This is a genomic window from Citrobacter sp. U14242 (assembly GCF_046555775.1).
Classification (GTDB): Bacteria; Pseudomonadota; Gammaproteobacteria; order Enterobacterales; family Enterobacteriaceae; genus Citrobacter.
The window spans coordinates 65053-78187 of the sequence record NZ_JBKGLW010000001.1 but is presented as its reverse complement, the minus strand read 5'-3'; the positions used below and the strand labels follow the sequence as shown (position 1 = coordinate 78187).

Annotated in this window: 16 protein-coding genes; 3 read left to right on the top strand and 13 right to left on the bottom strand. The window is 53.4% G+C overall.

The features are described 5' to 3' along the window. Positions 1 to 234: 234 nt before the first annotated feature. Positions 235 to 363 (top strand): small toxic inner membrane protein TimP, encoded by a 129-nt coding sequence (gene timP, locus ACLJXE_RS00375; RefSeq protein WP_410749796.1) that lies wholly within the window; start codon positions 235 to 237, stop codon positions 361 to 363. A gap of 36 nt (positions 364 to 399) precedes the next feature. On the opposite strand, the gene sseB is transcribed toward timP, so the two are convergent. From sseB to trmJ, 11 genes are all read right to left on the bottom strand, one after another. Continuing rightward, positions 400 to 1176 carry an enhanced serine sensitivity protein SseB gene (sseB, locus tag ACLJXE_RS00370; protein ID WP_410749795.1) on the bottom strand — a complete coding sequence of 259 codons (777 nt, stop codon included), beginning with the start codon at positions 1174 to 1176 and terminating at the stop codon, positions 400 to 402. Between the two features lie 70 nt (positions 1177 to 1246). Continuing rightward, entirely contained in the window at positions 1247 to 2530 is a 1284-nt protein-coding gene (gene pepB / locus ACLJXE_RS00365) for an aminopeptidase PepB (protein WP_410749794.1), read from the bottom strand. Between the two features lie 61 nt (positions 2531 to 2591). Beyond that, entirely contained in the window at positions 2592 to 2792 is a 201-nt protein-coding gene (gene iscX, locus ACLJXE_RS00360) for a Fe-S cluster assembly protein IscX (RefSeq protein WP_003037694.1), read from the bottom strand. Between the two features lie 11 nt (positions 2793 to 2803). Further along, complete coding sequence (gene fdx / locus ACLJXE_RS00355) at positions 2804 to 3139, bottom strand: ISC system 2Fe-2S type ferredoxin (RefSeq protein WP_003037690.1); 336 nt, start codon at positions 3137 to 3139, stop codon at positions 2804 to 2806. A gap of 1 nt (position 3140) precedes the next feature. Then, complete coding sequence (gene hscA / locus ACLJXE_RS00350; RefSeq protein WP_410749793.1) at positions 3141 to 4991, bottom strand: Fe-S protein assembly chaperone HscA; 1851 nt, start codon at positions 4989 to 4991, stop codon at positions 3141 to 3143. 15 nt (positions 4992 to 5006) lie between these two features. After that, positions 5007 to 5522, bottom strand: coding sequence for a co-chaperone HscB (hscB, locus tag ACLJXE_RS00345; RefSeq protein ID WP_003838436.1), 516 nt, complete (start codon positions 5520 to 5522; stop codon positions 5007 to 5009). A 75-nt stretch (positions 5523 to 5597) separates the two neighbouring features. Then, the gene (iscA, locus tag ACLJXE_RS00340) at positions 5598 to 5921 is read right to left on the bottom strand and encodes an iron-sulfur cluster assembly protein IscA (RefSeq protein ID WP_003037681.1); all 324 of its coding nucleotides are present in this window, start codon (positions 5919 to 5921) and stop codon (positions 5598 to 5600) included. 20 nt (positions 5922 to 5941) lie between these two features. After that, positions 5942 to 6328, bottom strand: a complete 387-nt coding sequence (gene iscU / locus ACLJXE_RS00335) for a Fe-S cluster assembly scaffold IscU (protein ID WP_002913991.1) — start codon at positions 6326 to 6328, stop codon at positions 5942 to 5944. 25 nt (positions 6329 to 6353) lie between these two features. After that, positions 6354 to 7568, bottom strand: coding sequence for a cysteine desulfurase (iscS, locus tag ACLJXE_RS00330; RefSeq protein WP_135324753.1), 1215 nt, complete (start codon positions 7566 to 7568; stop codon positions 6354 to 6356). A gap of 112 nt (positions 7569 to 7680) precedes the next feature. After that, entirely contained in the window at positions 7681 to 8172 is a 492-nt protein-coding gene (gene iscR, locus ACLJXE_RS00325) for a Fe-S cluster assembly transcriptional regulator IscR (protein WP_286628894.1), read from the bottom strand. A 194-nt stretch (positions 8173 to 8366) separates the two neighbouring features. Further along, entirely contained in the window at positions 8367 to 9098 is a 732-nt protein-coding gene (gene trmJ, locus ACLJXE_RS00320) for a tRNA (cytosine(32)/uridine(32)-2'-O)-methyltransferase TrmJ (protein ID WP_286628892.1), read from the bottom strand. Positions 9099 to 9216: 118 nt separating this feature from the next. Between trmJ and suhB the strand changes: the two genes are divergently transcribed. Then, complete coding sequence (gene suhB, locus ACLJXE_RS00315; protein WP_003835237.1) at positions 9217 to 10020, top strand: inositol-1-monophosphatase; 804 nt, start codon at positions 9217 to 9219, stop codon at positions 10018 to 10020. Positions 10021 to 10066: 46 nt separating this feature from the next. Here suhB and ACLJXE_RS00310 read toward each other — a convergent pair whose 3' ends face one another. Next, entirely contained in the window at positions 10067 to 11047 is a 981-nt protein-coding gene (locus ACLJXE_RS00310) for a nickel/cobalt transporter (protein ID WP_410749792.1), read from the bottom strand. Then, entirely contained in the window at positions 11038 to 11676 is a 639-nt protein-coding gene (locus ACLJXE_RS00305) for a DUF1007 family protein (protein WP_410749791.1), read from the bottom strand. Before ACLJXE_RS00305 ends, ACLJXE_RS00310 begins: the two co-directional genes overlap by 10 nt. Before the next feature lie 417 nt (positions 11677 to 12093). Between ACLJXE_RS00305 and ACLJXE_RS00300 the strand changes: the two genes are divergently transcribed. Beyond that, the gene (locus ACLJXE_RS00300) at positions 12094 to 13077 is read left to right on the top strand and encodes an autoinducer 2 ABC transporter substrate-binding protein (RefSeq protein ID WP_286628889.1); all 984 of its coding nucleotides are present in this window, start codon (positions 12094 to 12096) and stop codon (positions 13075 to 13077) included. Positions 13078 to 13135 lie beyond the last annotated feature (58 nt).

Sequence of the window (13135 nt, the reverse complement as noted above, 5' to 3'; positions counted from 1 at the left end):
CAACGCAGGCACACCGTAGCGAATTAATAATCACTTTTCGGGCGGGTTATGTCAAGTTGATTAGCTTAGAAACTATTCAATGTTTAGGGTATTATCTTTCCCGGCCCTTTTCGCCGCCTCGCAAGCGGGCACTGGTTTCGGGAAAGGACATTCCATGGCCGTAAGCGCAGGCACACCGTAGTGCTTGCTATCGCGGCATTATCGCCAGTGGTGCTGTCGTGATGCGGTCTTCGCATGGACCGCGCAATGAAGATACGATATTTCTGTATCGTGCTTGTTGTTTCTGGCGCGTTGTGTCTTCACGGGGACCGGAGTTACTCAGGTAATTCTGTACGCGTGACGCTCAGCACCCAGGGCAGGTAAGCCAGGTAGCCGCCCTTCGGGGCGGCTTTCCTTTAATCAGATAATCCGATTCTGTTTAAAATCGCGCAGGAAACCGCCCCAGCGGCGCTCGTAGAACGGCGCGATGTGCTCGGTAATAAAGTGGCTGACGCCCTTCTCACCTTTCTTCACCTGGCAGATATCAATCGGTTCATCACCCGGTAAGGTATCCGTTGCTACACTGCCCGTGGCATGAATAATCTCTTCAATATCACCATCGGCTTCAATGCCAATCAGCAGGTTCGGCTGAGCATCAGGACTCTCTTTAATCGAGCAAATAAATGCCCGTTTAACGGGTTTAATGGTTTTAAACAGCGTGGTCAGTGAGTCAATCATCTGCGCCGGCGGTTCCGCAACCTCAGAGAGGATAAGCGACTCGCCGCCTTCCAGCACTTCCTGGGTACTCAGCGGATTGCCTTCTTCCCCCATCAGCAGACTGATTTCGCGTGGCATAAACTCTTTGCCGGTGGGCAGTTTGGCGTTGAGAAACAGCGTTGCGCCCAGCGTCATTTCAAACAGCGTGCGTACCGGCATCACAACAAATGCCTGTTCGTCTTCAACGGCCTGCTGCAAGGCTTCAAGAGAGGTGAAAAACGGGATCACGGTGGTGCCGTCTTCTTTTTCCCAGTGCTGCAGATCCAGCGCGCTATCTTCAACCACCGCCTCGCCTTCTGCGGCTGTTCCCGGAACCCAGACGGTGGATTCCAGCAGCGTACGGAAAAATGCCGGGCGATGCGCAGGCTCAGTCGCCGCTTGTTCCAGCAACGTTTCTAATTCGTTTTTTGTTTCAGACATAAGAACCACAAATTGGATAAGTACGTGTAGGCCGAATGCGCGAAATGCCATCCGGCCATACAGTCATAAATTACGCGGTCAGCAGGTTGGCAATCGTGCGCACACCCAGACCAGTTGCGCCCGCAGACCACTGCTCAACCGGCGCTTTGCGATACGTTGCAGAGCAATCGATGTGCAGCCAGCCTTGCTGATAATTTTCCACAAAGTGTGACAGGAAGCCTGCTGCAGTACTTGCGCCAGCCGGGTAAGCCGCACTGCCGGTGTTGTTCAGCTCAGCAAAGTTAGACGGCAGCTGGCTACGATGGAATTCCGCCAGCGGCAGACGCCAGAACAACTCGTTTTCTTGTGCGGCACTTGCCAGCAGGCGAGCAGCCAGTTGGTCATCAAAGCTGAACAGCGCGTGATAATCATTACCCAGTGCCGTTTTCGCGGCACCTGTCAGCGTGGCGGCATCAATGATCAGCTCCGGTTTCTGCGCACTGGCGTCAATCAGACCATCCGCCAACACCAGACGGCCTTCGGCGTCGGTGTTCATCACTTCAACATTTTTGCCGTTGCGATAGCGAATAATATCGCCGAGTTTGAAGGCATTACCGCTGATCAGGTTATCCGCACAGCACAGGTACAGCTTCACGCGCTTGTTCAGACCGCGAGTAATAGCAAATGCCAGTGCACCCGTCACCGTCGCTGCGCCGCCCATATCGGACTTCATCGAGTCCATAAACGCACTTTGCTTGATGCTGTAACCGCCGGAATCAAAGGTGATCCCTTTGCCAACCAGGCAGGCGTAAACCGGCGCTTCTTTATCGCCTGTTGGGTTGTAGTCCAGCGCCAGCAACACCGGCGGACGTTCGGAACCGCGTCCAACGGTATGCAGTCCCATGTAGTTCTGCTCACGCAGATCTTCACCTTTTGTGATGCGGTAAGAGACGTTATCGCACGCGACAGAGCACAGCAGATCAACCGCACGCTGCGCCAGTTGTTCCGGGCCCAGTTCTTCCGCCGGGGCGTTAATGGTATCGCGCACCCAGTCGATAATTTTCAGACGGTTATCCAGCTCTTTACGCTGCGCCTCGTCCAGAGCAGCCCACTCAACTTTTCGGCTGCCTTTCGGCCCTTTATAACCCTGCCAGAATGCCCAGCTGCGCTCGGTATCCCAGCCTTCACCGTCCAGTTGGACGTGTTTAATCCCCAGGCCGTCAATTTTACGCGCGGCACGCTGGATAAGGCCCAGGTCATCTTTTCCGTTCAGGTGCAGGGTAATGCCATCATTATTGATACTGTATGTTGCCTTTTCACCCCAGCGGGCATCGGCAGGTTGCGTGGAAAGCGTAATTTTCATGGCTTCTGTCATTTTATTTATCCTTATTTTCGCGCATACAGGAAAACGGGCCACCCGTGGGCAGCCCGTTGACTTATTCGGCTTCGTCCAGCCAGACCAGCAAAATGGCCTCAAGGATTTTTTCGTTCGATGCCTGTGGATCATCATCGAACTCTTCCAGGTCACAGATCCATTGGTGCAGATCGGTGAAACGAACGGTCTTGGGATCGAGATCGGGGAACGCGTCGTACAACGCCTCGCCGATTTCGCGGCTATCGGTCCACTTCAGTCCCATACTACCCTCTGTTAATGCTCACGCGCATGATTGATTGTGTAACGTGGGATTTCGACCACTAAATCATCCTCAGTGACCCGTGCCTGACAGCTCAAACGGCTCTCCGGCTCCAGACCCCAGGCTTTATCCAGCATGTCGTCTTCTTCTTCTGTGCTTTCCGGCAAAGAATCAAAACCTTCACGTACGATGCAGTGACAGGTCGTGCAGGCACAGGATTTTTCACAGGCGTGTTCAATCTCGATACCGTTACGCAGGGCAACGTCGAGTATCGTTTCGCCAGTCTCAGCTTCCAGAACGGCACCATCGGGACAGAGATCCTGATGAGGCAAAATAACAATCTTTGGCATATTAAACCTCGTCCACAGAATGGCCTTTCAGCGCGCTACGGACAGATTTATCCATGCGGCGAGCAGCGAAATCCTGGGTTTGTTTGTCTACGTTTTTAATGGCTTGTTCGATTGCGTCAACATCGTCGCCCTGTGCAACCTCGCTCAAATGCGCGGCGGCGGCGTCGATAGTCTGACGTTCTGCGGCGCTTAACAGCGCGGCATCAGCAGCGAGCGCACCGGACAGGCTTTCCAGTACACGTGCTGCTTCGACTTTTTGTTCTGCCAGCATACGCGCTTTGACATCCTGCTCGGCAAAACTCATCGAATCCTGAATCATAGAGGCGATTTCACTGTCGGTCAGACCGTAGGACGGCTTGACCTGAATTGAGGATTCCACGCCGGTGGATTTCTCCATGGCGGTCACGCTTAGCAGTCCGTCCGCATCGACCTGGAAGGTGACGCGGATATGCGCACCGCCTGCTGGCAGCGCCGGAATACCACGCAGCGCAAAACGCGCCAGCGAACGGCAGTCCTGCACCAGCTCACGCTCGCCCTGCATCACGTGGATGGACATCGCGGTTTGACCATCTTTAAAGGTGGTGAAATCCTGCGCACGCGCCACCGGAATAGTGGTATTACGCGGGATCACTTTTTCCACCAGGCCCCCCATGGTTTCAAGCCCCAGGGACAGCGGGATAACGTCCAGCAGCAGCATTTCACTGTCCGGTTTATTGCCGACCAGAATATCGGCCTGGATTGCCGCGCCGATGGCGACCACTTTGTCCGGGTCGATTGAAGTCAGCGGCGTACGGCCAAAGAATTCGCCGACGCGTTCACGCACCAGCGGCACACGCGTTGAACCACCGACCATCACCACTTCCAGCACATCCTGCGCCTCAACGCCCGCATCTTTCAACGCGCGACGACAGGCCAGCAGCGTACGCTTAACCAGTGCGGAGATCAGTTCATTAAACGTTTCACGGGAGATTTCACCCTGCCATCCCGCCACGTTAACTGTGACAGACTCGGCGTCGCTCAGCGCAATTTTGGCGGCAATCGCGGCATCCAACAGTTCACGCTGTACGCGGTTGTCGCTACGATCGGCTACTCCTGCCTGCTCACGGATGTAGTCGGCCAGCAGATGGTCAAAATCATCACCGCCGAGCGCGGAATCCCCGCCGGTCGCCAGCACTTCAAACACGCCACGGCTCAGGCGCAGAATAGAAATATCAAATGTACCGCCGCCAAGGTCATAAACGGCAATGACACCTTCCTGACCGGAATCCAGGCCATAGGCGATTGCAGCAGCAGTGGGTTCGTTCAGCAGACGCAGTACGTGCAGACCCGCCAGACGCGCGGCGTCTTTAGTACCCTGACGCTGTGCGTCGTCAAAATAGGCCGGAACGGTAATCACCACGCCGTCCAGTTCGCCGGACAGCGCTTCGGTTGCCCGCGCGGCCAGCGCTTTCAGAATGTCAGCGGATACGCGCACCGGATTAAGCAAACCGGCAGCGGTTTCAATCATCGGCAGACCGTTTTCGCTTGCCTGAAATGTATACGGCAGATGTGGGTAACGCGCCTGGATATCCGCCAGCGAGCGGCCCATCATGCGTTTTACCGAACTGACAGTGTTAGCGGTGTCCAACGCGGCATTGGCGCGGGCATCGTAACCGACAGAGTAGCCCTGCTGCTGATAGTGAACCACTGACGGCAACAGGTGGCGACCTTCGTGGTCAGCCAGCGTTTCGGCCTGGCCGCTGCGTACGGTCGCAACCAGGGAGTTGGTGGTGCCTAAATCGATACCGACCGCCAGACGACGCTGGTGCGGCGCGGCGCTCAGACCAGGCTCACTAATTTGTAATAAGGCCATTTTCGCTTCCGGAAATTAAAAATCGAGCAGTTTTTCTTCGAGTTGTTCTGCACTGCTTCGTAGTTTATCGAGAAAACGCAGCTTACGCACGGTATCTGCCGCCGCGTCCCACGTCTCGCTGTCCAGCTGTTCAACCATCAGTTGATGACGAACGTTGTACATCTCGCTGACGCGCTGCATAAACGCATCCAGACGTTGACTGTCTTTAGCCTGTTCAATCTCGTCCAGCTCTTCGCGAAGTTCCAGTTGCTCCATCAGGAACGCGGTATCGCGCACCGTGTGCTGCTCGCTTCGGATATCAAAGCCGTGTAAAGACAGTAAGTATTCGGCGCGCATCAAGGGATGACGCAGCGTTTGCCAGGCCTGGTTGATCGTGGCGGATTGCGAAACGGCAGCAAGTTGTTCCGCCTGAGAACCGCTGGCGAATTTATCAGGATGATACTGACGTTGTAGATCCTGAAAACGAAGGCTCAGCGCCTGAGTATCGAGCTGATAACGGGCCGGTAAGCCAAAGAGGGTGAAGTAGTCCATAACATTCTCAGGGGTAGCTATTAGAACAAACCCCACACGTAGCAAAGCCACGGTGGGGTTTTCGGGTGACGCACGTTACACGTGGAAGCTTTCGCCGCACCCACACTCGTCTTTCACGTTAGGGTTGGTGAACTTAAACCCTTCGTTCAGACCTTCTTTGACGAAGTCTAACTGCGTACCGTCGAGGAATTGCAGGCTCTTGCCGTCGACCACAACTTTAACGCCTTTGTCTTCAAACACGGTATCTTCAGCCGCCGGCTCGTCAACAAATTCCAGTACATAGGCCATACCTGAGCAGCCGGAGGTTCTCACGCCCAGACGCAGACCAAACCCTTTACCGCGGTTTGCCAGGAAGGTATTTACACGCGCTGCTGCACTGTCGCTTAAGGTAATCGACATAATAAAACCTCAACTCTTAATTATTTTGCTTCACGTTTGCTTTTGTAATCCGCAATCGCGGCTTTAATCGCGTCTTCAGCCAGAATAGAACAGTGAATTTTCACTGGTGGCAGTTCAAGTTCGTCTGCGATATCGGTGTTTTTAATCGCCTGTGCTTCGTCCAGAGATTTCCCTTTTACCCACTCGGTAACCAGAGAGCTGGAGGCAATAGCGGAACCGCAGCCGTAAGTCTTGAAACGCGCGTCTTCAATGATACCCTCATTGTTGACTTTGATCTGCAACTTCATCACGTCGCCACAGGCCGGTGCACCCACCATGCCGCTGCCCACGTTCTCGTCGCTATTGTCAAAAGAGCCCACGTTACGTGGATTCTCGTAATGATCGATTACTTTTTCGCTGTAAGCCATGATGAATTCTCCTTATCGGTACCGATTAGTGATGTGACCATTCAATGCTGTTCAGATCCACGCCCTGCTTGAACATTTCCCACAGCGGAGAAAGGTCACGCAGACGGCCGATGGAGTTACGAACCAGATTGATGGTGTAGTCAATCTCTTCTTCGGTAGTGAAACGACCTAAAGAGAAACGAATTGAGCTGTGTGCCAGCTCGTCAGTCATCCCCAGCGCACGCAGCACATAGGAGGGTTCCAGGCTTGCAGAAGTACATGCAGAACCGGAAGAAACAGCCAGATCTTTCAGCGCCATAATCAGCGATTCGCCTTCAACAAAGTTGAAGCTGACGTTGAGAATGTTCGGTGCACCATGCTCGAGGTCACCGTTCAGGTACACCTCTTCCATATCTTTTACGCCGTTCCACAGACGGTTACGCAGACCGCGCAGACGCGCCATCTCGGTTTCCATCTCTTCTTTCGCGATACGATAAGCTTCACCCATACCGACAATCTGGTGGACAGGCAGCGTACCGGAACGCATACCGCGCTCGTGACCACCGCCGTGCATCTGTGCTTCGATGCGAATACGCGGTTTACGACGAACATACAGCGCGCCGATACCTTTCGGACCGTAAATTTTGTGACCGGAGAAGGACATCAGGTCAACTTTCAGTTGGCTCAGATCGATAGGCAGTTTGCCCACGCTCTGGGTCGCATCAACATGGTAGATGATGCCACGCGCACGGCACATTTCGCCGATAGCCGCGATATCCTGCACCACGCCGATTTCATTGTTCACGTGCATGATAGAAACGAGGATGGTGTCATCACGCATCGCCGCTTCGAGTTCTTTCAGGTCAATAATACCGTTGCGCTGCGGGGCGAGGTAGGTCACTTCAAACCCTTCACGCTCCAGCTGACGACAGGTGTCCAGCACGGCTTTGTGCTCCGTTTTGCTGGTGATGATGTGCTTGCCTTTTTTCTGATAAAAGTTGGCCGCACCTTTAATCGCCAGGTTGTCGGATTCGGTCGCACCGGAAGTAAAGACGATTTCACGCGGATCGGCACCTACCAGATCGGCAATCTGATTACGGGCGATATCTACCGCCTCTTCAGCATGCCAGCCAAAACGGTGTGAACGGGACGCTGGGTTACCAAAGTTTCCGTCCAGGGTCAGACACTGCATCATTTTCTCGGCAACACGCGGGTCCACCGGCGTGGTTGCGGAGTAGTCGAGATAGATCGGTAATTTCATTGCTCTATAAACTCCGTACATCGCTTCAATGCAAGGAACCAGGCAACCGGCTGGATGTACGACCGAGTTAACGGGGTGTCCAACACCCCGGCCTGATTCTGAATACTTTTTATTATGCGCGCAACTTAACGTCGATCGCGTCTTGTGAACGATTGCTGCGTGGAGCGTCATGCGTGTGCTGGCGACCAGACACATCGAGGACTTCCTGATTATTGACCAGTTCGCCCAACGTAATATTGTTGAGGAAACCGGTCAGGCGGTCGCTCAAATCACGCCACAGCGCGTGGGTCAGGCACTTATCGCCGCCCTGACAACCGCCTTTGCCCTGGCAACGGGTCGCATCTACAGACTCGTCAACAGCGCTAATCACTTCACCTACTGCGATGCTGCCTGCATCTTTACCCAGCAGATATCCACCGCCTGGTCCACGTACGCTGGAAACCAGACCGTTTTTACGCAAACGGGAAAACAGCTGCTCCAGGTATGAAAGGGAAATTCCCTGACGTTCAGAAATATCAGCCAACGGTACCGGGCCCGTTTCGGAGTTGAGCGCAACGTCCAACATTGCGGTCACGGCATAACGCCCTTTTGATGTCAGTCTCATGTCTTACTTAGCCTCAAACTCGCCCCTGCCCGGGGTTTTTTATTGTAAAATGGGGGTATTGCATAGCAGGGGCAAGTCTGACATTCCCGACTAAATCAGTCAACTATTTACTTGACTAATTTAGTCAGGTATTTTGCGTTCCGTGCGGTATTCGTTTGCCGGATGGCGCTTCGCGTATCCGGCGTAAAGACAAGCTACTTCCCTTTATTCTGTTGTTCAATCGACGCTAAAATCCCGCGCAGGATATTCAGTTCCTGGCTCTCCGGACGTGCACGCGTGAACAGACGACGCAGCTTGTTCATCACCTGCCCCGGATGGCCTTCACGGATAAACCCGGTCGACAGCAGTGTCTGTTCCAGATGACCGTAAAAACGCTCTAAATCATCGACCAGTGGATACTCAGTTTCTTCGTATTCTGTGGTCTTACCGCTTTCCTGCGTGGCCAGCCAGGCCATGCGCACTTCATAAGAGATGACTTGTACCGCCATCGCCAGATTGAGCGAACTGTATTCCGGGTTCGCGGCAATAGCGACGTGATAATGGCACTTTTGCAGTTCTTCGTTAGTCAGCCCCACGCGCTCACGGCCAAAGACCAGCGCTACCGGGGTATTCGCCGCTTCGGCTACGCTTTTTAAACCACACTCACGCGGATCCAGCATCGGCCACGGCAGGGTACGGGAACGCGCGCTGGTTCCGACAACCAGGCTACAACCCGCCAGCGCTTCATCGAGGGTATCGACGATTTGCGCACTGCCAATCACATCACTGGCACCGGCCGCCAGGGCGATGGCCTGGGAGTCCGGTTTTACCAATGGATTGACCAGCCACAGATTGGTTAAACCCATCGTTTTCATTGCGCGGGCAACAGAGCCCATGTTGCCAGTGTGAGACGTTTCCACCAGCACAATTCGAATATTTTGCAGCATTGTATTTCTTCGGCTAAAGATTATTCGGCCATATTATCATAAAACGAAGACATATACCGAACTCGCTGCTATACTCTGCGCCGTTTTCCCGTTCTTTAACATCCAGTGAGAGAGACCGATGCATCCGATGCTGACCATCGCCGTGCGCGCAGCGCGCAAGGCGGGTAATGTAATTGCCAAACACTACGAAACACCAGACTCTGTAGAAACCAGCCAGAAAGGCAGCAATGATTTCGTGACTAACGTCGATAAAGCCGCTGAAGCGATTATTATCGAAACAATCCGCAAATCTTACCCTCAGCACACCATCATCACCGAAGAAAGCGGTGAACATGTTGGTGAAGATTTGGATGTTCAATGGGTTATCGATCCACTGGATGGCACCACCAACTTCGTAAAACGTCTGCCGCACTTCGCGGTATCTATCGCAGTACGCATCAAAGGCCGTACTGAAGTCGCCGTTGTTTACGATCCAATGCGTAACGAGCTGTTCACCGCGACTCGCGGTCAGGGCGCACAGCTGAACGGCTACCGTCTGCGTGGCAGCACCGCTCGCGATCTGGATGGCACCATCATCGCCACCGGCTTCCCGTTCAAAGCGAAGCAGCACGCCGCTTCTTATATGAAAATCCTCGGCAACATGTTCACCGAATGCGCGGACTTCCGTCGCACCGGTTCTGCAGCGCTGGATCTGGCATACGTTGCCGCCGCACGCGTTGATGGTTATTTTGAAATTGGCCTGCGCCCGTGGGATTTTGCCGCAGGTGAACTGATTGCCCGTGAAGCTGGCGCACTGGTGTGCGACTTTACCGGTGGTCATAACTACATGGCGACTGGCAACATTGTTGCTGGTAACCCGCGCGTCGTTAAAGCCATGCTGGCAAACATGCGTGACGAACTGAGCGACGCACTGAAGCGTTAATCTCAGGAGTGCCCGGTAACGTGCTATCGCTTACCGGGCCGACAACTTAAAACGGTCGTAATCCCCTTCCCACTGGCACCGCACTCATCCACATCACCACCGCAGCAACCACTAACATTGCACCACCGGCCAATGCCAGCATGGTCCAGCCAATCTGTCGCCACAACACAGGCGCTTTATTTCCGCTAAGTCTTACCGCCAGCGTACGGAAACTGTGTACCAGTAACGCCAGCGAGGTAATGGTCAGGGAGGTTCCCGCGGCCATCGCCAGCGCCGACGCCATCCCCCAGCTAAAGACGCCAACCACTTTACTGAACAGCAGCACCATGATTGCGCCGGAACACGGGCGCATGCCCATAGAGAGAATTATCATCAGTCGCGCACGCCAGTCATCGCCACTTCGCAGTTGTTCCGGGTTGGGCAAATGCTGATGCCCGCAGCCACAGCGTTCGTCATGCACATGATACGGCGTGAAGGCGCTAAATTTCGGTCGACGCAGCAATACGCGTAATCTTTTTAACGCCCGCCAACACAGCAAAATCCCCAACACCCCGACCAGTGCATAACTCCCTTTCTCCAGCCAGAAACTGCTCATATGCAGCTGCCGGGCGGGCAGTTGCAGCAGCGTGAGCACCACCACCACCAGCCCAATTGCGACCAGTCCCTGTAACAACGAAGAAGCCAGCGTTAGCCCAATACTCGACTTCAGCTTCGAGGGATGTGTCGCCAGCCAGGTGGTAATAACAATTTTCCCGTGTCCCGGCCCCAGCGCGTGTAGTACCCCATACAGGAAACTAAACAGCAGCAGCGATCCCCCGGCCCGGGTCGGATTAGCAGCAACCGCTTTGAGCAACCCACTCATCTGCTGATTAACGTCCCGCTGCCAGACAATACTTTTCACCATCACCTGCGGCCAGGCTTGCCATAACCACAGTGCACCACCGGTCGCCAGCAGCAAAAACAGCGCCAGCGGCCATAGACTAAGCCAACGACGTCTGGCCGTGTGTAGTCGGTACATTACTGACATTGCAACGTCACCGTCTGTGCAAACTGTTTACCTAATTCCATATCCTCTGGCGGTGCATCTTCTTTATCCAGCGACTGTGCAAAACTCAGCGTTTGCTCATCCGGCGTCGGCGTATGTACGGAAATCCGACATTGCTGGCGTAGGGTCCGCGCCAGAGAGGCATCGCTGTCTTTGTCATAGCTCATATCCACGTAGTAGGTGGGATCGAACGTGGAAATAATATAGGTCTGGCCGGAAAGCGGCTGCGGCTCGGCCAGCGGCAGTACAAACGTCAACACCGCCTGATGTTCCTCACGCTCCATGCCATATTCCGTCGGCCTGTTTTTAAACTTTACTTTCTGCCCGTTGTGCCACACTTCGGTGAAATAGTGCTGTCCGAGGACATTGGCCATCACTTCCGCCGCCAGTTTTTTCCAGATCTCATCACCCGGTTTGGCATTGCCCGCATCGTACAGCAGGTCAGCCGAGGTGATTTCATCCATCGTCCAGCGCATTTTCAGCGCTACAAACTGGTTATTGTCGCTCACTATCTCAGTTTTCAGATGGATAAAACTGTGGGGATGCGCACCGACATTAAAAGACAGGATAGCCAGGATCAACGTGACAATGATGCGTTGAACGCGTTGCATGAGTTCTCCACGGTAGAAATACAGGCCGCCACGATGATGACGTCCTGGGCGAAAAGAGTGGTGAGCATATCATCGAACGGAAAAATGTTGAGCCCCCTTTTCCGGTATCGATTCAGTTCTCAATTTCGATAATTTCTTATTTTCCCGCAACCGTAAAAAAGACATTTCATTGCTTCAACTTACGTCAAATGATACGAAAATGTTAATTAAAAGTTTAATATTAATGTTTAATTAACAAAAATGATGCCATAAAAAATTCAACCCACATTTAATTTAACCAAAAATTAACCATAATTTATCCATAAAATAACAATAATGGGCATGCATCACATTCCTCAAACTTATGGTTCATTCCCTCTTCCATTCGTTGTTAACTTCACGCCGTGACATGCCCTGCCCCCTACTAAAGGTACAACTATGAAATTCAAACTCGCATTACTCAGTGCAACCCTGGTTTCTGCATGCATGTTGTCCGGTACGTCCTTTGCGGCGGAAAAATATGAAATTGCTGTGGTTGCCAAAGTCACCGGTATTCCCTGGTTTAACCGCATGGAAACCGGCGTGAACGAAGCAGCAAAAAAACTCGATGTGAACGCTTACCAGACCGGTCCCTCTACGCCAGATCCGGCTCAGCAGGTAAAGGTGATTGAAGATCTGATCGCCAAAAACGTCAATGCGATCATTGTGGTGCCAAACGATGCCAAAGTCCTTGAACCCGTACTGAAAAAAGCGCGCGAGAAAGGCATTGTGGTCCTGACGCACGAATCCCCGGACGAGCACATCGGCCAGTGGGATATCGAAACCATCGACAGTGAAAAATACGCGCAGGCCAACGTTGATGAGCTGGCGAAAAGTATGGGCGGCAAAGGGGGTTATGCCATCTATGTCGGCTCACTGACCGTGCCGTTGCATAACGCGTGGGCCGACTACGCGATTAAGTATCAGAAAGAAAAATACCCGGAGATGTTCGAAGTCACCTCCCGTCTGCCGGTAGCGGAAAGTATTGATAAGTCCTATGCCACCACGCTGGATCTGATGAAAACCTATCCGCAGATGAAAGGCATTATCGGTTTCGGCTCGCTGGGTCCTATCGGTGCAGGCCAGGCGGTTCAGAAAAAACGCGCCAAAGATAAGATTGCCGTCGTCGGTATCGCTATGCCAGCACAAGCCGCGCCTTACCTGATGCGTGGCGACATCAAAAAAGCGTTGCTGTGGGATCCGAAAGATGCAGGCTACGCGCTGGTCACGGTTGCCGATCAACTGTTACAGGGCAAAGAGGTCAATGCTGATCTGAGTATCGATGGTTTAGGGAAAGCCGATATCGACATGGAGAAGAAAGTGATCCGCTTTAACAAGATCCTCGAAGTCACCAAAGACAACGCGCAATCACTCGGTTTCTAAGGCTTTAGCCAACACCAGGGAACCTTAACGCCGACCGTCTGGTCGGCGCTATCTACCA